This window comes from Deefgea tanakiae, from assembly GCF_019665765.1.
Classification (GTDB): Bacteria; Pseudomonadota; Gammaproteobacteria; order Burkholderiales; family Chitinibacteraceae; genus Deefgea; species Deefgea tanakiae.
In genome coordinates this window covers 152,392-178,766 of sequence record NZ_CP081150.1, presented here as the reverse complement: position 1 = coordinate 178,766, position 26,375 = coordinate 152,392, and the positions used below count along the sequence as shown (strand labels likewise).

27 protein-coding genes are annotated in these 26,375 nt (G+C 50.1%); 18 read left to right on the top strand and 9 right to left on the bottom strand.

The window, feature by feature from the left end; all coding sequences use genetic code 11:
- Positions 1-21 precede the first annotated feature (21 nt).
- From K4H28_RS00865 to K4H28_RS00840, 6 genes are all read left to right on the top strand, one after another.
- Positions 22-813 carry a HesA/MoeB/ThiF family protein gene (locus tag K4H28_RS00865; RefSeq protein ID WP_221006404.1) on the top strand — a complete coding sequence of 264 codons (792 nt, stop codon included), beginning with the start codon at positions 22-24 and terminating at the stop codon, positions 811-813.
- Positions 806-1,819 (top strand): substrate-binding domain-containing protein, encoded by a 1,014-nt coding sequence (locus K4H28_RS00860; RefSeq protein ID WP_221006403.1) that lies wholly within the window; start codon positions 806-808, stop codon positions 1,817-1,819. The genes K4H28_RS00865 and K4H28_RS00860 overlap by 8 nt, the downstream gene beginning before the upstream one ends.
- 215 nt (positions 1,820-2,034) lie before the next feature.
- Positions 2,035-2,550, top strand: a complete 516-nt coding sequence (gene gntK / locus K4H28_RS00855; protein ID WP_221006402.1) for a gluconokinase — start codon at positions 2,035-2,037, stop codon at positions 2,548-2,550.
- A gap of 5 nt (positions 2,551-2,555) precedes the next feature.
- Entirely contained in the window at positions 2,556-3,893 is a 1,338-nt protein-coding gene (gntU, locus tag K4H28_RS00850; protein ID WP_221006401.1) for a gluconate transporter, read from the top strand.
- A 168-nt stretch (positions 3,894-4,061) separates the two neighbouring features.
- Entirely contained in the window at positions 4,062-4,538 is a 477-nt protein-coding gene (locus K4H28_RS00845) for a putative pterin-binding protein (RefSeq protein WP_221006400.1), read from the top strand.
- Positions 4,539-4,546: 8 nt separating this feature from the next.
- Positions 4,547-6,676, top strand: a complete 2,130-nt coding sequence (locus tag K4H28_RS00840; RefSeq protein WP_221006399.1) for a hybrid sensor histidine kinase/response regulator — start codon at positions 4,547-4,549, stop codon at positions 6,674-6,676.
- Here the strand turns inward: K4H28_RS00840 and K4H28_RS00835 are convergent.
- The 6 genes from K4H28_RS00835 to K4H28_RS00810 form a co-directional block, all read right to left on the bottom strand.
- Positions 6,660-7,166 carry a GNAT family N-acetyltransferase gene (locus K4H28_RS00835; protein ID WP_221006398.1) on the bottom strand — a complete coding sequence of 169 codons (507 nt, stop codon included), beginning with the start codon at positions 7,164-7,166 and terminating at the stop codon, positions 6,660-6,662. The two genes, K4H28_RS00840 and K4H28_RS00835, sit on opposite strands and share 17 nt — an antisense overlap.
- A gap of 52 nt (positions 7,167-7,218) precedes the next feature.
- Entirely contained in the window at positions 7,219-7,704 is a 486-nt protein-coding gene (locus tag K4H28_RS00830) for a YHS domain-containing (seleno)protein (RefSeq protein ID WP_221006397.1), read from the bottom strand.
- A 188-nt stretch (positions 7,705-7,892) separates the two neighbouring features.
- On the bottom strand, positions 7,893-8,684 hold the full coding sequence (locus tag K4H28_RS00825; RefSeq protein WP_221006396.1) for an ABC-2 family transporter protein: 792 nt from the start codon (positions 8,682-8,684) through the stop codon (positions 7,893-7,895).
- A gap of 3 nt (positions 8,685-8,687) precedes the next feature.
- Positions 8,688-9,476, bottom strand: a complete 789-nt coding sequence (locus K4H28_RS00820) for an ABC transporter permease (protein ID WP_221006395.1) — start codon at positions 9,474-9,476, stop codon at positions 8,688-8,690.
- Positions 9,470-10,474, bottom strand: coding sequence for an ABC transporter ATP-binding protein (locus K4H28_RS00815; protein WP_221006394.1), 1,005 nt, complete (start codon positions 10,472-10,474; stop codon positions 9,470-9,472). The genes K4H28_RS00820 and K4H28_RS00815 overlap by 7 nt, the downstream gene beginning before the upstream one ends.
- Before the next feature lie 30 nt (positions 10,475-10,504).
- Complete coding sequence (locus tag K4H28_RS00810; RefSeq protein ID WP_221006393.1) at positions 10,505-10,876, bottom strand: DUF4488 domain-containing protein; 372 nt, start codon at positions 10,874-10,876, stop codon at positions 10,505-10,507.
- Between the two features lie 172 nt (positions 10,877-11,048).
- Here K4H28_RS00810 and K4H28_RS00805 point away from each other — a divergent pair, with 172 nt between their 5' ends.
- Positions 11,049-11,948 (top strand): helix-turn-helix transcriptional regulator, encoded by a 900-nt coding sequence (locus tag K4H28_RS00805; protein WP_221006392.1) that lies wholly within the window; start codon positions 11,049-11,051, stop codon positions 11,946-11,948.
- Positions 11,949-12,044: 96 nt separating this feature from the next.
- Here the strand turns inward: K4H28_RS00805 and K4H28_RS00800 are convergent, their stop codons facing one another.
- Positions 12,045-12,836 carry a TatD family hydrolase gene (locus K4H28_RS00800; protein ID WP_221006391.1) on the bottom strand — a complete coding sequence of 264 codons (792 nt, stop codon included), beginning with the start codon at positions 12,834-12,836 and terminating at the stop codon, positions 12,045-12,047.
- 90 nt (positions 12,837-12,926) lie between these two features.
- Here K4H28_RS00800 and K4H28_RS00795 point away from each other — a divergent pair, with 90 nt between their 5' ends.
- Positions 12,927-13,922, top strand: a complete 996-nt coding sequence (locus K4H28_RS00795; RefSeq protein ID WP_308443464.1) for a TerC family protein — start codon at positions 12,927-12,929, stop codon at positions 13,920-13,922.
- A gap of 69 nt (positions 13,923-13,991) precedes the next feature.
- Here the strand turns inward: K4H28_RS00795 and K4H28_RS00790 are convergent, their stop codons facing one another.
- Positions 13,992-14,756, bottom strand: a complete 765-nt coding sequence (locus K4H28_RS00790) for a ChaN family lipoprotein (RefSeq protein WP_221006390.1) — start codon at positions 14,754-14,756, stop codon at positions 13,992-13,994.
- 168 nt (positions 14,757-14,924) lie between these two features.
- Here K4H28_RS00790 and K4H28_RS00785 point away from each other — a divergent pair, with 168 nt between their 5' ends.
- The 8 genes from K4H28_RS00785 to K4H28_RS00750 all read left to right on the top strand — a co-directional run bounded on the left by K4H28_RS00785 (position 14,925) and on the right by K4H28_RS00750 (position 23,493).
- Positions 14,925-16,913: a TonB-dependent receptor plug domain-containing protein gene (locus tag K4H28_RS00785; RefSeq protein WP_221006389.1), complete on the top strand. Its 1,989-nt coding sequence runs from the start codon at positions 14,925-14,927 to the stop codon at positions 16,911-16,913.
- 41 nt (positions 16,914-16,954) lie between these two features.
- Complete coding sequence (locus K4H28_RS00780) at positions 16,955-18,226, top strand: HmuY family protein (protein WP_221006388.1); 1,272 nt, start codon at positions 16,955-16,957, stop codon at positions 18,224-18,226.
- 60 nt (positions 18,227-18,286) lie between these two features.
- Positions 18,287-18,637, top strand: coding sequence for a VOC family protein (locus tag K4H28_RS00775; RefSeq protein ID WP_221006387.1), 351 nt, complete (start codon positions 18,287-18,289; stop codon positions 18,635-18,637).
- 21 nt (positions 18,638-18,658) lie between these two features.
- Positions 18,659-19,705 carry a hemin-degrading factor gene (locus K4H28_RS00770; protein ID WP_221006386.1) on the top strand — a complete coding sequence of 349 codons (1,047 nt, stop codon included), beginning with the start codon at positions 18,659-18,661 and terminating at the stop codon, positions 19,703-19,705.
- Between the two features lie 358 nt (positions 19,706-20,063).
- Complete coding sequence (locus K4H28_RS00765) at positions 20,064-20,897, top strand: heme/hemin ABC transporter substrate-binding protein (protein ID WP_221006385.1); 834 nt, start codon at positions 20,064-20,066, stop codon at positions 20,895-20,897.
- Positions 20,894-21,883, top strand: a complete 990-nt coding sequence (locus K4H28_RS00760; protein ID WP_221006384.1) for a FecCD family ABC transporter permease — start codon at positions 20,894-20,896, stop codon at positions 21,881-21,883. The genes K4H28_RS00765 and K4H28_RS00760 overlap by 4 nt, the downstream gene beginning before the upstream one ends.
- A 296-nt stretch (positions 21,884-22,179) precedes the next feature.
- Positions 22,180-22,965, top strand: coding sequence for a heme ABC transporter ATP-binding protein (locus K4H28_RS00755; protein ID WP_221006383.1), 786 nt, complete (start codon positions 22,180-22,182; stop codon positions 22,963-22,965).
- Positions 22,966-23,082: 117 nt separating this feature from the next.
- Complete coding sequence (locus K4H28_RS00750; protein ID WP_221006382.1) at positions 23,083-23,493, top strand: globin family protein; 411 nt, start codon at positions 23,083-23,085, stop codon at positions 23,491-23,493.
- Here the strand turns inward: K4H28_RS00750 and K4H28_RS00745 are convergent.
- Positions 23,487-24,551, bottom strand: coding sequence for a DUF475 domain-containing protein (locus tag K4H28_RS00745; RefSeq protein WP_221006381.1), 1,065 nt, complete (start codon positions 24,549-24,551; stop codon positions 23,487-23,489). The genes K4H28_RS00750 and K4H28_RS00745 overlap by 7 nt on opposite strands.
- A 224-nt stretch (positions 24,552-24,775) precedes the next feature.
- Between K4H28_RS00745 and K4H28_RS00740 the strand changes: the two genes are divergently transcribed.
- Both K4H28_RS00740 and K4H28_RS00735 read left to right on the top strand, forming a co-directional pair.
- Positions 24,776-25,636, top strand: coding sequence for a PIG-L deacetylase family protein (locus tag K4H28_RS00740; protein WP_221006380.1), 861 nt, complete (start codon positions 24,776-24,778; stop codon positions 25,634-25,636).
- Positions 25,637-25,985: 349 nt separating this feature from the next.
- The gene (locus K4H28_RS00735; protein ID WP_221006379.1) at positions 25,986-26,366 is read left to right on the top strand and encodes a DUF1622 domain-containing protein; all 381 of its coding nucleotides are present in this window, start codon (positions 25,986-25,988) and stop codon (positions 26,364-26,366) included.
- Positions 26,367-26,375 lie beyond the last annotated feature (9 nt).

Genomic DNA, 26,375 nt, shown 5'->3' with positions numbered 1-26,375 from the left:
TTTGCTTTTGCGTCTTGAGCTATGACTTTTTGCCCAACCCGATCTGCTCAAATTGACCTCGATGACGCGGCCCTGCTGCGCTACAGTCGCCATATCTTGCTCGACGAAATTGGCATTGAAGGCCAAACCGCATTATGTAATGCGCATGTTTTGATCATTGGCGCCGGTGGTTTGGGCTCTCCGGTGGCTTTGTATTTAGCCAGCGCTGGCATTGGCACCCTAACCATTGTTGATGACGACGATGTGGATCTGACCAATTTGCAACGCCAAATTGTGCATACCGAAGACCGCGTTGGGCAAAACAAAGCGCAATCGGCAGCAGTCACTTTGCAGCAACTTAATAGCCAAATTAAGATTCGACCGTTGGCAGAACGCGCCAGAGGCGAGCGCTTGCTTGAGCTCGTCAACGCAGCCGATGTCGTCGTCGATTGCTGCGATAATTTTGCCACCCGCCATGCGGTCAATCGCGCCTGCGTGGCAAGCAAAACCCCCTTGGTATCCGGTGCCGCGGTTCGTTTTGACGGGCAACTGAGCGTGTTTGATAGCCGCATTGCAGGCGCACCTTGCTATCACTGCTTATTTGAAGAAGAAGGCGAAGCGAACGATGGGCCGTGTGCGACTTTTGGTGTTTTTGCGCCCTTGGTTGGCATTATTGGTGCCGCGCAAGCGGCAGAAACCCTGAAAGTCATTATGGGGCTAGGTGAAACGCTGATTGGTCGCCTGCAACTCTTTGATGCCCGCAACTCACGCTGGCGTGAAATGAAATACAAACAAGACCCCAATTGCCCAGTCTGTGGCGCAGCGCATGCTTGATAAACCTCGCCGCCCCTCGCTGCAAGATGTAGCCGACCAAGTCGGCATATCGAAGATGACGATTAGTCGTTATTTGCGCTCGCCCGAGTTAGTCGCGCCAGCAACTGCGGCCAAAATTGCTGAAGTGATGCATGTTTTGGGCTATATCCCCAGCCGCGTGCCCGCGATGTTATCGAACTCGCGCAGTCGCGCCATCGGCGTCTTGCTGCCGTCGATGTCTAACCAAGTTTTTTCCGCCGTCGCACAAGGTATCGAGCAAATGACGATGCCAGCCGGTTATCACACGCTGTACGGCCATTATGGCTACGAGCCTGAGCGTGAAGAACAACAAATCGAGCAGTTGCTTTCATTTCATATCGATGGACTACTGCTTTCAGAATCGAATCACACCGCGCGAACGCTGCAAATGCTAGAGATTGCAGCGATTCCCGTCGTCGAAATGATGGATTTACCCGCGCACCCCATCGATTTATCCGTTGGCATGGATCACCAAGCCGCCGCCATGGCGATGGTGAATGCGATGCTCGATCAAGGCTGCCGAGAAATGGTGTATTTAGCCGCCCGAATGGATACCCGCACTCAATTGCGTGAAGCGGGTTTTTGCGCAGCACTGGCAGCGCGCAATCTGCCGACGCATATCGTGCAAACCAGCGCCTCATCCAGTTTCACGCTGGGTGGAGAACTGATGCGACAAGCGCTCGCCGAGCGCCCATCGCTCGATGGCGTATTTTGCACCAATGACGACATTGCTGCAGGCGCGCTCTTGGCATTGCAAAATCTAGGGCGACGAGTGCCGGAAGATGTTCGGATTGCAGGCGTGAATCACTTAGATATTGGTCTTGCATTGCAGCCGCAGTTGGCCAGTATTGTCACGCCACGTGAAGCCATCGGTCGCTGTGCGGCTGAGCGATTAATTGGCAGTATCAACGGCCAAATTTATACCGATCGTACTCTCGATCTTGGCTTTCAATTATTCATGGGTGGTAGCGTAATTTCTGCGCCGTAAATACCCTTCTAGCGTATATCACGCCAAGGCATTATTGATAATGCATAGCGAAACATACACCTCGTAGTAAATAATTACCCCACTACATACGTAGTATCCCCAAGCTCAAATCATAGCAAAACCGTGGTCTAAACTTGAGCTGGCTCAAAAATGTAGGCAGTATGTTACTGGTAACATGTTACCAGTAACAAAACATTTTAGATTGGAGTCGAAAAATGGCAAATACAAAAATATTCGTACTAATGGGTGTATCAGGCTGTGGAAAATCTGCAGTGGCAACGCAACTGGCACAAAAACTTAATGCCGCTTTTCTGGATGGTGATTTTTTGCACCCTAGAGCCAATATCGAAAAGATGGCTTCCGGTCAGCCACTCAATGATGATGATCGCGCACCTTGGCTGGGTTCACTGAATGATGCCGCTTTCGCGATGCAACGCGCCAACCCAGTTTCATTGATTGTATGCTCAGCGCTCAAAAAGTCTTACCGTGATCGACTACGCGTCGGCAACCCAAATTTAGCCTTTCTCTTTTTGCAGGGCGATTACGAAGTGATTGAGCAACGGCTGATCGCACGGCAAGGTCATTTCCAAAAAAGCGGCATGCTCAAATCGCAATTTGCAGCACTCGAAGTGCCTGGCGCAGATGAAACCGATGTCATTACGATCGACATCGACCAGCCGCTTGATGCGGTGATCGAGCAAGCCCACCAAGCCATTTTGGCGCAGGAGTAATCATTATGGAAACGCTCACACTGATATTCACCGCGCTAGGCTCGGTACTGTTACTACTGTTTTTAGTGATGAAAGCGCGTTTACACGCTTTTGTTGCGCTCATGATTGTTTCAATTGGCGCAGGTATTTTCTCCGGCATGCCGGTGGATAAAATCGCTGACACCATGCAAAAAGGCATGGGCGGTACGCTGGGGTTCTTGGCGATTGTCGTCGCTTTAGGCGCAATGTTTGGCAAAATCTTGCATGAAACTGGGGCGCTGGATCAAATCGCAGTCAAATTGTTGGATAAATTTGGCCATAGCCGCGCCAACTACGCGCTGGGTATCGCGGGTTTGATTTGTACACTACCGCTGTTTTTTGATGTGGCAATCGTGCTATTGATTGGCGTGGTGTTTGCCGTAGCGCGTCGCACGGGCGGTAATGTTATCAAGCTCGCAATTCCTTTATTTGCAGGCGTTGCAGCTTCGGCGGCATTTTTACTACCTGGCCCAACCGCGATGCTATTGGCCTCTCAAATGAACGCCGATTTCGGCTGGATGATTTTACTCGGGCTCGCAGCAGCCATTCCAGGGATGATTTTAGCAGGCCCTATTTACGGTAATTTCATCAGTAAACACGTGCACCTTGCGCTGCCAAGCGACGTGAGTGAGCCAACCTTAGGGCAAAATCAAATGCCTTCGTTTGGTTTTAGCTTGTCGCTGATTCTGTTCCCATTATTGCTTGTTGGCCTTAAAACGATCGTTGCACGTTTGATCGACCCAAGCAGCACGATGTTTCAATGGTTACAACTGATCGGCCACCCCTTCACCGCAATTTTGTTGGCCTGCTTATTGGCCATTTATGGACTCGCAATCCCACGTGGCATGAGTAAAGAAAAGATCATGGAAATTTGCAGTGCAGCGCTGCAACCAGCTGGGATTATCTTGCTGGTGACAGGTGCAGGTGGTGTATTTAAGCAAGTCCTAGTCGATTCGGGTGTGGGCCCAGCGCTTGGCAATGCACTAATTAGCGCAGGTTTACCGATCGCTATTGCTTGCTTTGTACTCTCCGCCGCCGTACGCGTCATTCAAGGCTCGGCCACTGTTGCCTGCTTAACCACCGTGGGTTTAGTCTTACCTGTGATTGAGTTAGCTGGCTTTTCTGGTGCGCAACTGGCCGCCTTGTCGATTTGCATTGCAGGTGGCTCGATTGTACTGAGCCATGTCAATGACTCTGGCTTTTGGCTATTTGGAAAGTTCACGGGTGCCAATGAAATGCAGACGCTAAAAACTTGGTCGGTGATGGAAACGATCTTAGGCACAACCGGTGCCGCAGTAGGGATGGTCGCTTTCTCAATGCTTTAATCTGAGGTCAAAGCTTAGAAAGCCCGTATATGCTGGCAGCGTATATCGGGCTTTTTTGCATCAAAGCTGACCGAACGTCTGCCCCAAGTGAGCATTCTGGGGTAATTCGTCACAAGTCCGCGATATTCACGTTACAATTTAAAGCTCGAATATGAATTGAGCCCGACCATGCTTCGCAGCTTACTATTGAGCCTTTGTTTTGCCACCTTGAGTGCGTTTGCATCCGCCGAAGTGGGTGAAAAAATCATCCTCACTGTTACAGGAAAACCCGCCACTAATGCGGTGCAACTCACTGATGCTGCTCTGAGCAAATTGCCGCAAAAAAGCATGACGCTGCAAACGCCTTGGTATCCGGTGCCGAAAAAATTTGAAGGCCCACTACTGCGTGATGTGCTGAAATTAGCGGGTATCAGCTCAGGTAATATTCGGCTGGTCGCCCTCAACGACTATACGATTAGCATCCCTGTCAGTGATGCATTTCAATATGATGTGATTGTCGCGCGTTTACTCGACGGCAAGCCCATGTCAGTACGCGAAAAAGGGCCACTTTTTATTGTGTACCCATTTCACGAACACGAAGAATTACGCAAAACAGATTATTACCGTCGTTGTAGCTGGCAATTGCGCAGCATTGCAGCGGAATAAACCATCGCATGACTAGATTTAGAATCATTTTTGTTGTGATTTGTATTATCTTGCTCAGTAACTTTGGCATGATGGTGCATTTCGAACTTAAGCAGAAAAAAGTACTCAATTACGCCAGTGAAAGTGGCATTGATAATCAGCTCTGGCAGTTTTTTCAGCTCAATAATGAATATCAGCGCCTCAGAGAAGTGGTGCAGTATGCTAATACTGAGAACCTAGACGCAGTGCACTTGCGTTTTGATATTTTCTATAGCCGAGTCAACAGTTTTGCGGCGGGCGAAATTGAAGCAGCACCGATTTTTATGCACCCAGAGCTCACCAAACCGCTGATGGCACCGCTCATTAGCTACATTCACGATAGCGCCAAAATACATGACGCTCACCCGCTGTCTCCTGCGCAGTGGCAAGAATTTAAACAAAGAACTATCGCCCTTGAGCCGGCTGTTAATCAATTAGTTCAAGATGCCCGCACTCACGACGCCCATGAAGTCGACGAAAATCGCAAAGATATTCGCCACTGGGGTGAGTTACGAATTATGTTAGCTTCGCTACAAACGCTACTGTTATTTATCTTTGCCGGTTTAGGTTTATACGCGCTGTGGCGCTCAGAAAAAAGCCGCCAAGCGCTCGCTGATACGGCGATCTCACTGCAAGAAGCACGACAACAAGCTGATGTGGCCAATGAAGCCAAAAGTCGATTTTTGGCGCATATTAGTCATGAAATTCGTACCCCACTGACCTCTATTCTTGGCTACACCGACAGACTGTCTCGCAAATCATTGGCACCTGAAGACCAAAGAGAAGTCAGCTATATCGCCAACAGTGGTGCACATTTACTGCGCTTATTAAATAACGTACTCGACTTATCCAAATCAGATCAAAACAAACTTTGCCTTGTGAATCAAACGCTCAGCTTTAAACAATTCAAGCAAGAACTTAAAACGATGTTTGAGATGATGGCGCAAGCAAAATCAATTCAGTTCAAAATAATACTCGCCCCTGATTTACCCGAAAATATCATTTTAGATGCGGGTAAATTCCGGCAAATTATGATTAATCTGATCAGCAATAGCCTAAAGTTTACTCACAAGGGAAAAGTGACCGTCACTTTTTATGGCGAGAATCTCCCTGAGCACTACCAAATCTATGCAGCAGTGTGTGATACCGGATGCGGAATCAAAGCGATAGACCAAGCACGGATATTCTCGCCTTTTGAACAGAGTGAATCGGGGCAATTGGCAGGCGGAACGGGTTTGGGACTTGCACTGAGTCGCGATTACGCGCGCTTAATGTATGGCGATATTCAATTTACCAGTCAAGAATACGTTGGCAGTGAGTTTATCGTCAATGTGCAAGCTCAAACCGCATCAGCAACACCCCCCTCTGACGTGGAGACTCCAGATGTCAAAGGAGCTATCCATCCCCAATCACTGGCCAACAAACTGGTTTTGGTCGTGGAAGACCAAAGTATCAACCGTGAAATGATTTGTGAAATTTTGCATGACTTTGGTGCTCAAACCTTGGAAGCCGCCAATGGCCTCGAAGGTATTGAGCAAACGCTAAAAAATCCACAGATTGACGATATCATCATGGATTATCAAATGCCTGAAATGAATGGCATGGATGCGGCAGAGCACTTGCGAGGACAAGGCTGGCACAAACCAATCTACCTAGTTTCCGCAAGCCCCCTTTCCGAGCTGCAAACCAAGGCGGGGTTTGGCGCATTCACTGGGCACTTACACAAGCCCTTCACGATCGATGAAATCGTCGAACTCTTAAATCAAGAGGCTGAAACGCCAGCCACTGCCGTTCACTCCGAAGCCAAGCTGATGCTCGATGCCACCAATGCAATGCAGCGCTTAGGCTTTGCTGTCGAGCGCTTTTGGCCCTTATGCCAAAAAGGCTTATCGCGGATTGAAGAATTAGAAGTCCAGTTTGTTGAGGCAATCAGCCAAGGCGAGAGAGAAGATGCGATTCGCCACGCGCACAGCGCCAAAGGAATTGCCCTGCAAATTGGAGCGGACCTGTTGGCTGATCGCTGGGCGCAATTAGAAGCATCACCCGAGTCCTGCCCGATCAGCGAATTAACTGCGCTACGGCAAGCAACGCAACAAGAACTCATCAGTCAATCGGTTTAAGTCGCAAGCCAAAAATGAGTAAATCGCGCGCAATCCCATCGAGCTCCGCTACATCGGGTAAGTGCCCCCACCTAGCAAAGCCAAATCGCTCAAACATTTGAACGCTCGGGGTATTGTGCCCAAATACAAAGCCTAACAAGGTATGCAGAGCAATACTAGGCGCGAAGTCTATCGCAGACTGAAGTAAAAAACGGCCGAGTCCTTGCCCGCGCACCGACTCGGCAAGGTAGATGCTCACTTCAGCGCAGCCTTGATAGGCCGGACGGCCATAGAAACTCGAAAAAGACAGCCAGCCAACAACTTGTCCCGCCTGCTCCACCACCCACAAGGGGCGATCTTGCCGTTGATGAGCGGAAAACCAGGTTTGTCGGCTCTCCACTGAAACAGGCTCGGTATCGGCAGTCACCTGCCGAGATGCCACGGTGCTGTTATAAATCGCAACAATTTGGGGTAAATCTGCCGCTTCAGCGACACGATAATGCCATTGCATAGGGTCTCGATGCCAATCAATCACCATTTTATGATTGGCATCGATCCTTTGATTACAAGCCTTTAGGTGGAATATTTTTGATGGTATTCCATGCCACTGTTGCTGATTTCAAATTACCCGACACATCGACTTGCCAATTTTTCTGGGTTTCTTTGTTTTGCAGTACAAATAAATAGCCATCAACAATGCGCCAAGCGGTTGGGTCGCTGTCTAGTTTTTTATCCTTGGCCACGCCCATCGCGCAAAAACCGCCAAATTTAGGTGCATATTGCGTTGGATTAGCTTTAAATTTGGCCAGATTATCTGCAGAAGCAAACCAGTACGTTGCACCTTCAAATACAAATTTATTCGATTCACTGCCCATCACAGGGGCTTTGCCGCTGAAATAAGAAATTGGATCAAACCCACGCAGCGCAACCCCCTTCTCATTCACATTGACAGGGCGAGTGGAGTTGGTATCAAAAGCCAAAACAGACGTTGGCACTGAAACAAATAAAGTTGCAGCAAGAATAGAAGAGCGAATGACTGGATAGAGCATGACAAAATCCTTATGACAACAGCTTGTTACAAAAACTTACGGCGCACATTAAGCCAGATGCCAACAAAGTACGTCAATCCATACCCATGCTGCATTGCAAAAATAATACGTATTAAGCCAAGTAAAGTAGCAATACCAGTCGCCACGCAGCGAAAAAGTGCTCAACGTTAGCGTTTACTAATACTCAACTATCCGCCAGCACCAGCATAATGACGCATCCCAGCACGCCACATCCAATTTAGAGCTGCCACACAAATACCTGCCAAAACGGCCATTCCCAGCCAAGTAAGCGGCAAACTGGTATCACGCAACAAAGCTTGGCATGGCCACCACACGGTACCTGCCAATGGCAGCGCCATAAAAATCATCGTTGCCAACTTTGGAAACAGGTCAAGCGGATAGCGCGACATATCGACCAACTTGCCCGTGGTCATAAATACCGGATGCGACTCTCCCAGCCAAAAACACGTTGAAATCGCTGCCAAATTAATCACCCACAACACCAGCGCCGACAAGGGCATCAGCAAAACAAATCCCAAATAGAACATCGGCTCTTGTAGCAGTGGGCTACCCCATAGGCCAAACAAGCAATACGCCAGACCAATCATGAGCACGATAAAGCCCTGCGGATGAAATCGCTCTAAAGCCAATAGCAACAAAGGATTCGCCGGACGCGTATAAAAACGTAAAAATGCCCCTGTTTTCAACCAATGTTCCAGCCAAAACATACTGTTGTAACAGGCACTTTGCGGCGCAAAAATACAGAACATAAAGCCCTGCATAAAAATCAACTCACCGCGATGCCAGCCAGCAATCGTTCCGGTTGCACCGAGCATGAAATACAGCGTCGCGGCAGTCGACAAAGACGTTACCGCCACCCCCAAAATAATCAGCGCAAAATCCGCCCGATTTTCCAAACGAGCCCGCGACTCCGACCCAACCATGCGCCGATACGCACGCCAAAATGGACTTAATTTCATGACTTAAGCTCCAAACACAATCAATTTACGCAGCACAATCCGCCCCGCCAAACCAGCAGCAAAGAGAAACACCACGGTCCAAACTGCCTGAATTAGCACCGGCTGAATACTGACAATTTCACCTGTGATGTAGCCAACGGGGGTATTAAAGAAATGTCCAAACGGCAAATACGCCAACACCTCACGCATTGCGGCGGGAAAAAATGCCAAGGGAATCAGCGCGCCACCCAAAAACTGCACCAGTGCGTCTTTACTCGCGGTGATTCCCCATAAATCTGTCGCAATAAATCCGGCTAGCCCGACAACAAAATCAATACAAAATAACAATACAAATGACAAGACCACCGATAGCACCGCCAAAGCGATGGTTTGCGGCGACAAACTCAAATCAAACCACCACAAGAAAGCAATAAATGCCGGCAAGATATACACGGACTGCGCCAAGGCGCGCCCAAGCGAAATAGCAAAATGCCGCAGATTGAGTGACATTGGCAAAATCAATTGCGTCGCAATTTCGCCAGAACGAATCTCACGCGCCAAGCGCCAATCGGTGCCGACATGCAACACAGTAAACAAAGTTTGCGCGACTGCGACGTGCAAAAAAGCACTTTCAAACGTCATTCCGGCTCGCTGCGGGCTGTCTTTAAACAATGCTGCCCACAGGTAATACAGCAGCCACAGCGCAATCAAATAGCCAAACGTCACCAGCCAGCGCCCTTTGCGATCGGTGGCCAAAATTCGCGCACTGCCCCAGACCAAGGCGGCACAGCCTTTGAACGGAATACTCAACATACCGCCTCCGTTTTATTGGCCAAATAAAAACCGTGCAGTAATTCTTCAAACTCTTGTTCAACAGGCTTGAGTTCACTCACCGAATACGGCGCGAGTAATTGCATCAACTCGGCAAACGGCAGCGTGTCATGGCGCGCCACTTCCAGCCATTCGCCGCGCAAACGCACCGGCAGTGCTGAATGATGCTGACGCAAAAGCAATTCAGCCGCAGCGATTCGCTCAGGATTAAGCCGCGCGGCCCACCAGCGACCATCTCCGGCGTGCGCGCGAAAATCGGCGAGGCTACCGTCAAAGCGTAACGTACCCTTGTCGATTAACAACAAGCGTTGTGTCAGCCGCTCAATATCGCCGACATCGTGCGATGTAATCAACACTGTCGTACCAGCCTCTTGATTAAGCTTGCGAATGAGGCCGCGCATGCGAGATTTCATTTCGAGATCGAGCCCGATGGTTGGCTCGTCTAAAAACACCACATCGGGACTATGCAAAAATGCTGCCGCAATCTCGCACAACATGCGCTGACCGAGCGACAAAGTACGGACTGGCCGATGATAAAACTCATCTAAATTGGCCTCACGGCGAAATAAATCCAGTCGCGCATCAAATGCCGCCTGCGGCACATCAAATAAAGCCTGTAAGATTTCAAACGAATCCTTTACCGGCAAATCCCACCACAACTGGCTGCGCTGACCAAAAACCACGCCAATTTTCTTGACGTATTTAACCCTATCCCTTTGTGGATGATGACCAGCCACCAATACCTTGCCCGAGCTTGGCTCCAAAATGCCAGTCAACATCTTAATCGTGGTTGATTTTCCTGCGCCATTCGGCCCCACCAAACCGACACACTCACCCGCTGCAATTGTGAAATTCACATCGCTAACCGAGAGTTTGTCCTCGTAATTTGCGCGAAATACATGTTTCAAACGCTCTGCCCAACCCTTAGGGGCAACGGGTGTGCGGTAAATTCGACTTAAATTTTCTACTTCAATCAACATTTTTCATTTCCCTGTGGATCGCGTTGAGCTTTATTTTTTTGAATCCAGTCTGCGCCAGATTTCATGTTCAACTTGCACACCATTTTCCCAGCGCGTGTTATGCCAAAGATCGCCTTCAATACGGAACTGAAACACAAACTCGCGGTGCATCATCGATGGGTGACTAGCAAAATCGAGCTGCTCCGTGTACTGATCGCCCTCACAGCAGTAGCTGCCAGCCGCCGCAAAATAGAATGCATCACCTTGATGCGTAATGAATGAAAAGTGAGTTTCAGACAAAACTTTTAATGAGCGAAGTTGAACATCTTGGTATTGAACTTGCTCGCCATTGTTGTCATTACGGCATTCCCCCGTGACCAGTTGCCATGAACCGAGCATGGGTGGCTTGTTATATTGAGACATATATTCACCCTTTCGAAACGGAAAGCTAATAGACAGCTAGATTACGCACTTGCTGGCTTTGTGAAAATGTTGCAACATGACATTCAATTTGTCCAAAACTCACATTCCCCTGCCCCCCCCCTAATTGAAGCGAATGGATAATTATCACTAATGTGCAACTGGAATTAAGGTTATGGCACTCATCTATCGCGAACGACTCGAAATCGGCCCAGAATCCCCGCAAATCATGGTGGGCACCCATGTATTTCACAAAGAACCTTATCCGCCCTTGCGTGACCGCGGGATTCTGATGTGTGGCCTCAGCGAAGGGCGCGATTTTTTTGAGGTCGAGCGTGTGGATGCGCCGTGGCATGTGCTGGCATTTTGTCTCTCAGGCAGCGGAGAAGTATTTACGCCAGACGGTCTCACACGAGCACTGATGCCTGGACAATTGGCGCTGATGCCGGCCTCAGTCCACAGCGGCTATCGGCGCACGGGCACTGAGCCAATGTTGCATGCGTGGTTTTTGCTGCATTGCACGACGCGTTGGGATTACCTTAGTCGAACACTGCCTGCAATTTATCAAAGCTTGGACGGCGCTGCGCTCGCCGACGCGATGCGGCAATTTCATCGAGAAGTACTGCGCTTTAATACAGGCGATGCAAGGAATTTGGCGGTGCCCGCTTTAGATTTCCTCTGCTTGGCGCTTGAGCGGGCAACTCAGGGCTTAAGCAGCAAAATAGGCTGGGGCGAACAATTAGAACAACTCTTTGCCCACGCCCAAAAAAACTTGCAGCAAGACTGGACCAATACTGCATTAGCAGCACAACTTCACATTACCACCACTCATTTGCATCGTTTGTGCATACAGCATTTGGGCGAAACGCCGAATAAGATTGTGTTCAGAATGAAAATGAATCAGGCCAAAGAATTACTAATGCACGGGCACAGCGTCAGCGATGTAGCGCGTACCAGCGGCTACCAAGAAGTCGCCAGCTTCTCACGCCGCTTTCGCCAACATTTTGGCTACAATCCCAGCCAAGTTTTACGCAAACACCTTGCCAGCGCAGGGCACCAACAGGTATGGGAGTGACGCATCAGATTGGATGCTTTTATTGAATTGATCTGGATACTAGTCAGGCTTTAACTCGATAATAAAATTTAGGTATATCAATGTAGTCATTACTAATCAAGGGCTAAGCCGCAATACTCTATCCGTATTTTCTGTACACGCCACAGCTAAATCGGCAACTTCAATCCCACGCATAGCGGCAAGTTCCAAGGCGATTCTCGCCAATTCAGCCGGCTCATTGCGCAACGGTGGTGGCCCTGCAAGCCAACTTGGCTGAATATCGGGGGCATCGGTTTCCAGTACCAGCGCTTCGAGCGGCAGCGTTTGAGCCAAACGACGAATCCGCTGTGAGCCTGAATACGTCAATGCGCCACCAAAACCAAGACAAAATCCAAGCTTAATAAATTCAGCCGCTTGCTGTTCGCTGCCGTTAAAAGCATGTGCGATGCCGCCGCGCACTTTCCATTTACGCAGGTATTTGAGGACTTGATCTTGGCTGCGCCGAATATGCACAATGACGGGCAAATCGTAATCGCGGGCGATTTTGAGTTGGGCTTCAAAAAATTGAATTTGCCGCTCGGCATTCAGTTCGGGCAAATAAAAATCAAGGCCGATTTCCCCGACCGCAATCGAGTCACCAGTATCAAGCGCTTGCCGCAGTTGCAACAAATGCTCGTCACGGTGCTGCGCTTCATAAATCGGATGCAGACCAAATGCGATGTGTGCGCGATACAATTGCTGCATTTTTCGCGTACTGGCAAACGTTTCTGCGGTCACCGCAGGCACGACCCAACTAGTCACACCTGCGGCACGCGAGCGCGCCACCACTTCATCGCGATCCAAATTAAATTCCGCTGCATCAAGATGACAGTGGCTATCAATGAAACTTATTTCAGATACCTTGCTCATAGTGCTATCGTTCGCGCGATTCAATTTATAATGATGTAGTCTGCGAGTTAATGTAGCGCTTAGCAAGCCATCAAATAACAGGGAATAAAAATGGAATTTTTAATGGACTTATGGGTCGGCTACCCAGTCTGGGTATGGCTGATGTTTTTTACCGTCGTCATTTCGCTACTTGCGTTTGACTTGGGCGTTTTGCAAAAAGACGACCATGAAATCAACGTGAATGAAAGCTTAAAACTCTCGGCAATGTATATTGCAATGGGGCTTTTATTCGGGGTATGGCTCTGGTGGTACAAAGGTGCAACGGCTGGCATGGAATACATGACAGGTTATCTGATTGAGAAATCACTCTCAATGGATAATGTCTTCGTCATTGCCTTGATTTTTACTAGTCTTGGCGTGCCACGGATTTACCAACACCGCGTATTGTTCTGGGGGATTCTCGGGGCGATTGTAATGCGTGGCTTGATGATTAGCGTTGGCGCAGTCTTAGTGACTCAGTATCAATGGGTGCTGATGATTTTCGGTGCGTTCTTGATTTTCACCGGGATCAAAATGCTGATTGCCGATGATGAGCACGGCAAACTCGAAGACAACGGCTTTTACAAATGGCTACGCGGTCACATGCGCTTCACCCCAGCCATCCATGGCAATCAATTCTGGGTGCGCGGCGAAGAGCACGGTCTAGCCAAAGGCTGGTGGGCTACGCCGCTGTTCTTGTGCTTGATCTTGGTTGAAACCGCTGATTTGGTCTTTGCCGTCGATAGTATTCCGGCGATTTTCGCGATTACCCAAGATCCATTTATCGTATACACATCAAATATTTTTGCGATTTTAGGTTTGCGTGCACTGTACTTTGCACTGGCTGCGATGGTGCATCGCTTCCATTACCTGAAATATGCATTAGCTGTGGTGCTGGTGTTTATCGGGATTAAAGTCGGTTTGGTGTATTTGAATGACATCCAATTGGTGGCATTTAAGATTCCTACCCTAGTTTCTCTGGTAGTGACCTTTGGTTTACTTCTTGCTGGCGTGCTGTACTCGCTTTGGAAAACCAAGGACGAGCCTTTCCCAGAAAAAACTGAGTAATCGTTTCAAGTTTTAAGTATAAAAAGCCGCACACTAATGAGTGTGCGGCTTTTTTATGGCCGATCTGTATTACTTTTTCATCTGAAAGCTAGCACATGAATCGACTCGCTCGGCTGCAGGAATTAGATACACTTCGTCAAAATTAGCTTCGCTTTTTGACTCAATAAATCCCACCGAATACGCCGAAGTTAACCATTGCGGCACACCAATATCTCGTCGAACGTGGCCATTTCCCGCTAGCAAAACCACACCACGCGATTGATACGGCAGCATCGTTGCCGCCATCACGCGATCACGTGCAATTTGTGCACGCGCCATTTTTTCTTCCATCGCGACTGGCAACTGGCCGCAGTGGCCCAATTGCACAGCGACGCGCTGCTGCTCGATCAGTTTGGCTGGCAAAGGATCATTCAAATTCACGCCCTCTGCGCCTTGTAAATCAACTCGCCCCTTTTTAAACAATTCGCCCGCTTCTTTGCGGGATAAATTGGCAGCCAGAATCGGCAAATCATAGCGATAAGCCAAGGCAATCACCGGCTTATAAAACCGCCAATCCCAGCGCTCCCCACCCACAGTTTTGATTAAATAATCAACATCGTTCGGATGCTGTTTTCTAGCTCGCTCGATATCGCCTTGTCGCTCGCGATCAAATTGCTCCATCGCAATCGCAGGCCGCCAGCCTTGCGCCACTTTCTTTTCAAGCCAAGCATAGCGTTGCTGATGGCCGATTTCATTGTCGTGCACCTCGCCCAATAAAACGGTGTTATTGAGCGTGGGTGCGCTTTGGCAAGCAGAAAGCAAAACACTAAGAAGAACTGGAACAATTATTTTCATGGCGAAGTCATCAAGCAAACGAAGCTAAGACCTGATTCTATTTGATATACAAGCCAAATTGCAAATGAGAATAAGTCGCACTAGCAATGGGCCAGCAACAAACATAATTGATAACCAATCTCATTCGTGATAAGTTACTGCAATTGCAAATGAGAATGATTGTTAATAATGAAACTTAAGCTACTCTCAATAGCCGTGATGCTCAGTCCGCTACCCGTTTTAGCGGAGGTACACCTCGATGCTGTTGTAGTCAGTGCAACGCGTACTGAGCGAGCCCAGATTGATGCACCGATTAGGACTGAAATCGTGGATCGCGCTGAGATTGAACGCACCCATGCCAGCACCCTAGCGCAAGCCCTAGAGAATGTACCAGGGCTGCAACTGCGTGAAATCCACGGTAAATCGGGCTACGAGCTTTCTTTGCAGGGTCTGAGTAGTGATCAAGTTTTGGTGCTAATTGATGGTATGCCGATTTCTGCCAGCACGGGTTCAACCGTCAATCTCAGCCAATATTTAGTGGGCGATATTGAGCGCATTGAAGTCATTAAGGGTGCGGCATCAGCACAATATGGCAGCTCAGCAATGGGCGGAGTCATCAATGTCATTACTCGCCGAACCGAAGCCGGATTGAAAGCATCGATAGATCTCAATACCGGCAGTTACGGCCAGCAAAATGACTCTGGTCGCAGCATGGATATGGGGCGAACGACAGGGCGAGCGCATATTAGCGGCGGTAATGAGCAATGGCGCGTATCGGCGCAAGTTGAAGCAATTGACGATCAAGGGTTTGCACAACAGCCTGAAAAGTGGAGTCGCCAAGGCGACGCAATAAGACGCGACCAATATGGTGCTCGCATCGATTGGCTACCCAACGAAGACTGGCAATTCTGGGTCGATGGCAGCCGCTACCAAGAGACGGCTTATCAGCGTTATCAAACCTATGCACCGCCCAATTATATTCCACAGCAAAAACAAGAAGAGATTACCCGCGATCGTTGGGCCGCAGGCGGTATTTGGCATTTTGCCGACAAAGGCCGCGTGCAGCTCACAGGACTCAGTGAGCAATATGACACCCAGTCTCTAGCCAGCGCAAATCAAGTCGCGACCGGAGATCGGCGAGCACGCCAAACCTTGCAACAAGGCTCGCTGCAAGTGGATTTACCTGCGTGGTATAGCCAGCTATGGCAAGTAGGCATTGACTTTAGGAAAGATACACTCGATCAAGTGAATAATGGCTATAGCGAATTACAAGCCAATGGCATGGTGGAACGCACCAGCACAGAACTCTACGCTCAAAATGATATTTTCATCGGTGATCAGCTTGAACTGGTACTCGGCCTGCGCGCGCAACACGATTCCGACTTTGGCTCTCATGCTGCGCCAAAAGTGGCTTTAAAAGCAGACTTATTACAAGACGATGCACAACGCTTGATTGGCCGAGCCAGCTGGGGTCAGGGCTATCGTGTACCCAATTTAAAAGAGCGCCATTTCTTATTTGATCATAGCGCGCTGGGCTATCGGGTGATCGGCAATCCAAATCTACAGCCAGAAGAATCCAATAGCTATCAGCTAGGAATCGATTGGCTGTTGGGTGAGCAATTGTCCTTACAGGGCAATGCATTTTACAACCGAATCCGAAATTTGATTCAAGTCGATATAGACAATGCCAGCATCAGTAATGGCGTTGCTAGCTATCAATATGAAAATATTGCTGCCGCAAAAACGGCCGGTATGGAATTGTCTGGGCAGTGGAAGGCTCTACCTGAACTGACCTTTAATGCCGCTTATACCTATACCTATACCCGTGACGAGCAAACCAACACCATGCTCACTCGTCGACCAGAGCATATTGGCCGCGTCGGCGTGGATTGGACGCCACGCAAAGGCAGTACTCTGACCTTACGCAATCAATGGCAGAGCAAGGAATTGGTCGACTCGGCCAAATCAGCTTATTCACCCGCATGGCACAAAACGGACTTGAGCTTCAATCAACAGATTGGACGCGACCTAACCGCCTATGCCGGCATCAATAACCTATTCAATGTGCAGCGTGACTTTGCCGATGCCAATGATGTTGGCCCAATTGCAGGCCGTTTTGTCTATCTCGGAATCCGTTACCAATGGGATGCGAATTCTTCAATGCAAACCCTTCAATGAAAACCCTTCAATGAAAACCCTTCAACAAGGAAAGTAACACCATGAAACAGCTATTTATTGCACTGGGCAGCGCAGCTTTACTCAGTGCTTGCGGTGGTGGCGGTAGTTTAGGCGGAGCCACAACGACCCCCACACCAACTACAGCACCCACTGCAGCGCCAACCCCTGCGCCTGTCGCGCCCACAGCGCAAGTATGGAATGCCAAGCTGCCCGCTGCGGGCAGTTCGATATGCTACGACTTTGATCTCAGCCAGCAAGCAGACTGCGCTTCAGCCAATTGGGATTTAAAACTGGCCAGTGCCAGCCGTGGCGTTTCTTTGTGGAGTAATGGTGGCGAGTCTGGAGCAGGCAAAGGCGGCGTATTTGGTAGCCCATTTGATTACACTTGGGAAGCGCTGAAGAAATGGAAAAATGGCGCAATCGATCCAGTGAGCGGTGCAGTCATTCCAGAGACTCTATATCTAAAAGATACTGCCAATAGCGTATTCACAGGTACTAATGGCATCCAGAGTTCGGCGTTTGAATATGGCGTAGGGGGCGATAATGACCACAAACTTTACCCTAACTTCCGTGTATTTCTAATTTCAACCGACAATACCGCGGTGAGCAACACTGGAACGGCGACTGCTCCAGTCTATGCATTGCAAATGACGGGCTACTATGGCGGCGCGAGCGGCACCGTATCTGCCAACCCATCATTTCGATGGGTAGACCGCAGTGTTGCTGGCGCGCCAGTGCGCACTGCCACAGTCGATGCCAGCAAAGCGTGGGTTTACTACAACCTCAACACCGCGCAAGCCGTCGCAGCCAATGATACTTGGCATATCGCGTTCAATCGCTACAACGTCAAACTCAATAGCGGCACTTCGGGCGCAGGCAAAGTGGGTGGTTTCACGGCTAAAACACCAGCGGGTTTCTATGGCACAGACGGCAAAGCGATTGCGAGCAAATTTACCGAAAACAATATCCTCGCCTCAACTTTACCTGATTTGACTGCTACCGATTTGGCAACACCAGGCAGTGCCAGTGCGTGGAAAAAAGACAGTATCACCTCAAAACTGAATCCCGCCGCACAAGGCACTTACCCTGCCAAACTTGATTACGGCTGGTACAACTATTACTCAACAGCGGAAGGCACCATTGTGGCCCACAGCCAAGTGGCTAATCCGAATCGCGGCACCTTGCTTCGCTCTGCCGAAGGCAATAGCTTCGCCCGTTTGCGCCTAAAAGAAATTGGCTATGCAACACCAGGCGACATCCGCAGCCAGCAAACTTGGCAGTTTGAAATTGAAGTACTGCCCAACAGCAAGTAAATCACCCGCACACAGTACCGCCGAACAACAACTCGGTGGTACTGCTTCAAGGACAAGCGCATGAACATTATTGGCTTACACCCTTTTGTACCGACATTGAATTTCGAAACCTCGCTGGCGTTTTACCAAGACCTCGGGTTCAAGCTCGTATGGCAGGACGGTGCACTGGCACGTTTGCAATGCGATGAGCATGCGTTTCTTCTGCAAGATTTTTACGTCAAAGCATTTGCTGAAAATCTGATGCTGCAATTACACGTGAGCGATGTCGCCGCATGGTGGCGGGTGGTTGAGCCTTTACAGCAAAAATACGGCATCCACGCTCAGCCGCCGACCGATCAAGCTTGGGCGATGCGCGACATTGTTGTCGTCGACCCTAGTGGCGTGCTGTGGCGTATCACTCAAACAAATTAACCACTTAAGAAGGAGAACCTCATGAACGCAATGACTTTTGCCGAACACGCGGCCACATTACAGGCCGCCTACCAAGCCCTCCTAGAAACCGAACCAAAACTACGCGCCCGTGAACGCGCTGCACGTCTTAATGTCAGCGAAGCGGAACTCATCGCTGCGCAATGTGGCGTAACAGCCTCCCCGCTCACTGGCACAGCACAAGAAATCTTCCGTGAATTGCCAACTTTGGGCTCAGTGATGGTGCTGAGCCGCAACGACTGGTGTGTGCACGAGCGCCATGGCGAATACGAGCAAGTTGACGCGGAAAAAGGCATTGGCTTGGTACTGGGCAAAGACCTCGATTTGCGGATGTTTTTCTCGATGTGGAAAACCCAGTTTGCCGTGCTCGAAGGCGAGCGCCGCAGCGTGCAGTTTTTTGATGGCGCGGGCGTTGCCATTCATAAAGTGTATTTAACTGAGCACAGCAATGTGGCGGCTTTCGATGCGCTGATTGCTAAATTTGGCAATGGTGAAGCAACTTGGCCACAGACTGCCGCCTACCCTGTGGATGAAACGCCAAGCCAAGCGCAAGATACCGCCGCTTTGCGCGCCGCATGGTTGGCACTGACTGACACGCACGGCTTTTTCCCAATGCTTCGCAAACACAATGTGAGCCGCCTTGGTGCATTGCAAGCAGCCGGTAATGACTTAGCGCAATCGGTTGCGATTGATGCGACTGAAATCATGCTACAAGCCGCTGCCGCCTCAGAGCTGGCAATTATGTGTTTTGTCGGCAATCGCGGCATCGTACAAATCCACTCAGGCCCAGTGCAAAAACTGGTGCGCACTGGGCCTTGGTACAACGTACTCGACCCGAAATTTAATCTGCATTTGAACACCGAAGCGATTGCATCATGCTGGGTCGTTAATAAGCCAACAAGCGACGGCTGGGTGACCTCGCTCGAAGTCTACGCCGCCAATGGCGAGCTAATCGTGCAGTTCTTTGGCGTACGCAAACCGGGGGTACCCGAATTGCCAGAATGGCGCGCACTGATGGAAAGCTTGTGCAGCACGCCTTTAGCTAAATAAGATTTTAAGTGCCTGCGGCACATTGTTTTACAGTCGCAATCCGCGACAGGGACTTACTTCTCTTGCTTCGCCAAGAGAAGTAAGCAAGAGAAGGCGACCCGAACGCGCCCAGCTCCGCTGTGCCCTCGGTCAGTCGTGAGCCAAACGGTAAATCTGTTTGTCTCTCTCCCTCATTCGGTGCGCTTGGACGGGATTTTAAGCCCCTGCTCAACTAGCAAGGCACGGCATCAAGTTGAAACCCCTGAAAATAAATAGTATCTGCTTGTAGCCATTAATTAATAAAGTCTACAAGTCAATACCAATAAAAAATCTACATAGTTAACTCATTTACGACCTTTACTGCTAGCTGGAAACCACCATGCGAACTTTTTACTCCATCACCACCATCATGGTGCTGTACTGCCTCAGCGCCTTTACCGCCGTGGCGTTTGCCGCCGAAATGCGTGTTGTCAGTTTGGGCGGCCCGCTGACTGAGATCGTTTATGCGCTAAATGCCGGCAATCGCTTGGTCGCCGTCGATCAATCGAGCGTTTATCCTGCTGCTGCGAATCAATTACCGAAAGTAGGCTACTACCGCCAGTTTTCAGTCGAAGGCGTTTTATCAGCCAAGCCCGACCTCATTTTGGCCTCTGATCAAGCAGGGCCACCTGAGGCGCTGGAGCAATTGCGCCGCATGGGGCGTCGCGTCGTCGTGTTGCCAAGCGGCCCTACGATGCCGGATTTAGAAAAACGAATTTACGGTGTCGCCGCCGCGCTCGGTTTGCGCGATGACGGGCGAAAAATGGTCGCCGATTTACAAAAACAAGTCGGAGTACTTGCACAAAAACCTAATCAAACTCGTGCGCTGATGCTGATGAGCCGTACTGGCGCGCCAGAAGGCGCAGGCAAAAACACCAGCGCCGATGCGATGATGAATCTGGCAGGCATGAGCAATGTGCTGGCTAAACAGCAAGGCTATAAACCGCTGTCGCAAGAGAGCCTTGCCGCGCTGCGCCCCGATGTCATCATCACCACCACGCGCTCGGTGGAAAGCTTGGGCGGCATCGATAAAATGCTCGCCTCGCCCGGCCTGTCGCAATCGCCTGCCGCGAAACAAAAACGCGTGCTAGTGATGGATGATTTATTACTACTCGGCTTTGGCCCCCGCCTGCCCGAAGCCCTCACCGAACTCAAGCAGCTCGTGCGCAAATGATCAGTAAAGATAATCCTCTCCAATGGTTCGCCAGCGGCGGCCTTTTGCTGGCGCTTATTTTGCTCACTGCCAGCCACGGCAGCGTGCAAATTCCGCTGCGCGAACTACCTAACGTATTTTTTAATGCCAGCTTGGATGGCGACCAGCAATTCTGGCGTGATGTATTGCTCGATATTCGCCTGCCGCGCGTTTTACTGGCGGCCTTAGCGGGTGGCGTATTGGCGCTGGCGGGCGCGACGATGCAGGCCTTGTTTCGCAACCCGTTGGCGGAACCTAGCCTGATAGGTATATCGTCCGGCGCCTCGCTGGGCGCGGTGATGGCGATTGTACTGGGAGGGGGTAGTTTTGCAGTGCTGGCACCCGCCGCCTTTATCGGTAGCTTAATCGCCACCGCCTTGGCCTATCACCTTGGCCGCCGTTATCCGGGCATGGCGGGTTTATTGCTGGCGGGGATTGCGATTAATGCGATTTGCGGCAGCTTGATTGGCCTGTTCACTTACTTGGCGGATGACAACGAACTCCGCAGCCTCACCTTTTGGAATATGGGTAGCTTGGCGGGCGCGAGCTGGCAGCGCTTAGCGATATTAGCGCCGTTTTTATTGCTCATCTCGCTGTGCATCATGCGCTATTGGCGGGCGATGAATGCGCTACTGCTGGGCGAGCGCGAAGCGCATCATTTGGGCTTTGAGATTAAAGGTTTGCGCCGCATTCTGATTACGCTCACTGCCCTGCTCATCGGCCCCTTGGTCGCTGCAACCGGCGGGATTGGTTTCGTCGGCTTGGTCGTGCCGCATTGCGTGCGCATGGTGTTGGGCGCGGATCATCGCAGGCTGCTGCCTGCTTCATTTTTACTCGGCGCAATGGCCTTGCTGCTCGCCGATTGGCTGGCGCGCATCGCTGTACAGCCCGCCGAGTTACCGATTGGCGTCATCACTAGCTTGATTGGCGGGCCATTTTTTCTCGCGCTTTTACTGCGCCGCAAATAAACGATGATGTTCAGATTTGGTGTTGATGGTTTTAAGTGCCTGCGGTGTGGCGTCGCTTAGCCACTTGCGGCTTAGCAAAGCCCACACCCTCAGGGTGCACCGTGTTTTACAGTCGCAATCCGCGACGGGGACTTACTTTCTTTGCTTCGCCAAAGAAAGTAAGCAAAGAAAGGCGACCCATATATCTGCACCGACTTCGTCGGCTTGATATGAGGGGTTTTAAAATCCCCAGCTCGACGAGCGCAACACTAATATCAACTCCAAATCTGAACATTTCCAAATAGACAGGAATGGGCATGTTACAACTTAAAAATATTTCTTTTTCGCGCGGCAAATCGACAGTTTTGCAAGACATCTCGCTCGAAATTCCGGCGGGCGATTTCACCGCGATTTTGGGTGCAAATGGCGCGGGGAAATCAACACTCTTAACCATTGCCGCTGGCGAACTCACGCCCAGCGCGGGGCAAGTGCGCTGGGGCGATGTGCCATTGTCGGCGATGAATACAGCGGCATTAGCCCGCAAACGCGTCGTCTTACCGCAAAATCCGGGGCTGAACTTCAATCTGATGGTCGACGCCGTCATCACGATGGGCGCCTACCCTTTTCCAGAACTATCGCCGGCAGAGGTCGCCGAGCAAGTACAACACGCCGCGCACAGAGCTGATGTCACGCATTTATTAGGCCGCTGCTACCCCAGCCTATCGGGCGGCGAACAACAACGCGTGCAGTTTGCACGAGCAATGGTACAAATCTTGGCCTGCTATCAATCGGGGGAGTATCGCTGCCTGTTACTCGATGAACCAACCGCCAGCCTCGACCCGCTGCATCAGCACAGCCTCTTATCCGCCGCCAAAACATTGGCGCTAGAAACCGGTATCGCCGTCGTCGCCGTGCTGCATGACGTGAACCTAGCTGCCAGATATTGCACACGTATCGCCATGCTAGCCAATAACAGCATTATCGCCAGCGGGATACCCAGTAAGGTGCTGCGCAGCGACTTTTTGGAGCAAACCTACGATCTCCCCGTCACCGTGCTACCGCACCCCAAAGATGCGCAACGGCCTTTGGTATTGTTTGCTTAAGAATGAAATCGAAGTACCAAGGATATCCACCAGCGCAACAGTCCATTTGATCAAAATAACGCTGCAGCTCATTTTTTCATCGACTAGGCTAAATGACGTTTCTCAAGGAGTCACAGGATGTCACTTACCGCCCAGCAAATTCGTTTAGTCCAACAGAGCTTTGCCAAAGTCGAGCCGATTGCCGATCAAGCATCGGCGATTTTCTATCAAAAACTATTTGAGATTGATCCCAGCTTGCGGCGCTTGTTTAAGCACGATATGAGCGAGCAAGGCAAAATGCTGATGGGCACACTGAAAGTGGCGGTAAATGGATTAAATGACCTGAGTAAAATTGTTCCAGTACTGCACAAACTGGCCGAACGCCACGTCGGCTATGGCGTACTGCCTGAACATTACACCTTAGTCGGCAATGCGCTACTCAGGACATTGAAAGCGGGCTTAGGTGATGAGTTTACCGAAGAAACCCGCGAAGCATGGGTTGCGACCTATCGCCTCATGGCACAAGCGATGAAAGCGCACGCCTACTGATGTGCGTTAATTTCGGAGGCAAGTTGGTGGCGATTAATCAACCAAGAATGCACCCCAGCCGCAATGATCAGCACCGCAGCCACACCGCCCGTAATCACTTCTGGAATATGAAACCTTGCCGCGAGTAGCATGACGGCGGCGAGTGCACCGATGGCCCAAAATGCGCCGTGCTCTAAGTATTTGAAGGCGCTGAGCGTGCCTTTTTCGACTAACAAAATCGTAAAGCTACGCACAAACATCGCGCCGATGCCCAGCCCAATCGCAATCAAAAAGATATTTTTCGTCAGCGCAAATGCGCCCAAAACGCCGTCGAATGAGAACGATGCATCCAAAATTTCGAGGTAAATAAACCCACCCCAGCCCGTTTTCGCCGCCGCGCCTTCGTCGCCAATCAAATCACCCAAACCATCGACCAACACAAACACAATCACGCCCCACACGCCCGCGACGAGGAATCGATAGCCTTCGGCAGCAGAGAGTGACGCCGCCATCAGCACCAGCAGCATTAAGCTCAGCACAATCGCTGCCATATCGAGCTTGCCCAACTTGGCCAACAGCCGCTCTACGGGGCTAAACCAGTGCGTGTCTTTTTCGGCATCAATAAAAAAATTCAAAAATACCAACAGCAAAAACGCGCCGCCAAAAGCCGATACCTCGATATGCGCCGACGTCAAAATGCTGGCATAACGATTTTGATCGACAATCGCCATAGAGAGCACATCATTCGCAGGCCACACGCCACTACTGAAATAATCGATCAACGCCATCGGCCCCGGCATCGGTGCCATGCCGGCAATCACCGCCACAATCAGCAGCGGGAAAATCACGCGCATGCCAAAAACAGCAATCAACATGCCCCACAGCAAAAAGCGTTTGCGCCATTTTTCATCCCAATGCTTGAGCACCGAGGCATTCACCACCGCATTATCAAAACTCAAACTGGTTTCAAGTAAGGCCAAATTAAATGCGATCCACAAGCCGCCCCAGCCTGCAATCAGCCACGCGCCAACTAAGCCTAAAAACGTGACCAGAAATGAACTACGGAAATACTGCAACATTTTTATCTCGATGAATTTTTACTCATTATGCAGCACTTTAATGACAATCCCTCAAAGCTAAACCCCTACGATCCGCATCAGGGACGCTTTTTCTTACGTAAATACTGTGAAAAATCAACTCAAATCGCAGTTGTTCACGACTGACTCTTGGTTGCGGGAGTTTGAACGCCTATACTCTTGATAATCTTTTTTCCTGTCCTGCAATCCGCACCGGAGTTTAGCCAATGAGCAACCCATATATCGCGCTGGTTGAGGCGCATAACGCCCTATTACAAAAAACCGACGCGCCTTTGTTTTCAAATTTAGATGAGCTGGGTCACGCACCAAAAGCTGAACTCGCCGCTGACGCACCAATCGCGATGATTTTTGCACCGCACCCAGACGACGAATGCATTATCGGTGGCTTGCCATTGCGTTTAGGCCGCGAAGCGGGTTTCAACGTGATTAACGTGGCGGTTTCACAAGGCTCAAACTTGAAACGCCAGCCAGAGCGCTGGGTTGAAGTAAAAAATGCCTGCGATTACCTCGGCTGGGGCTTGCTCGAAACGATTCCAGGCGGCCTGATGGATGTGAACTGCAAAACGCGTGATGGCAACCCAACTGCATGGGCTGAAAAAGTCGAAGTCATCGCCAACATCCTGCGCAAATACAAACCGCAAGTCGTCGTTTGCCCACACAATAACGACTACCACTCTGCGCATATCGGTACTTACTACCTGCTCGTTGATGCGCTCAAAGCGGCGAATCACAGCTGTGTATTGGTACAAAGCGAGTTCTGGCGTCAAATGGAAGCGCCAAATGCTTTGATCGCGACTAGCTTGAACGATACTGCAGATTTGATCGCAGCTTTGGCTTGCCACGTTGAAGAAGTGCGCCGCAATCCATACCACTTGCGTCTGCCTGGCTATATGGCCGACAACGTTCGCCGTGGCGCAGAAGTCTGCGGCGGCCAAGGTGCAGCAGCGCCAACATTCTCGTTTGGGTCGATTTACCATGTGGGCCGTTTTGACGGCAGCAATTTGGTGCCAACCGACAAGAAATTCACGATTAGCGAAAGCGACGATATTAAAGCGATTCTGGCTTAATCGCCGTCAGCAAAACGAAAACCGCATGGATTACATGCGGTTTTTTTTGGGCGATGTTCAAACTAGATGTTGATATTTTTAAGTGCCTACGGCACGGCGTTTTACTGTCGCAATCCACGATGAGGACTTACTTTCTTTGCTTCTTCAAAGAAAGTAAGCAAAGAAAGACGCCCTATATCTGCACCGACTACGTCGGTTTGATATTGAGGGATTTTAAAGCCCCAGCCCTACCAGCGCGTCACACAACATCAACACACTATCTGGGCATCACCTTTTTAAATGCACGTATAGCCAGCCAAGCTATATTGAATAATAGCTAGTAGACAATACCTATAAGAAAGGAAAAACGATGGGCATCACACTACACAGCATCGCCATGGCAGTCGAATACCTCGGAATTGGGATTTTACTGCTGTTGACGCTCATCGGTTTGGGGCTGTTTGTCCGTGATTTGCTGCAAACACATCAGCTAGAACCCGCCTATCACGCGCTGCGACAACAACTTGGGCGAGGGATTTTGCTGAGCCTTGAATTTCTCATCATCAGCGACATTATCTACACCATCGCGATTGAGCTCACGCTCGATAATCTCATTAAACTCGGCCTCGTTGTGCTGATCCGCACTTTCCTCAGCTTTACGATGGAACTCGAACTTTCTGGACACTGGCCGTGGCAAAAAGGAAATCAAACCCCGAGTATTGAACCTGAAAGCAAAAACAGCAAAGCCTAGCAGGCAATA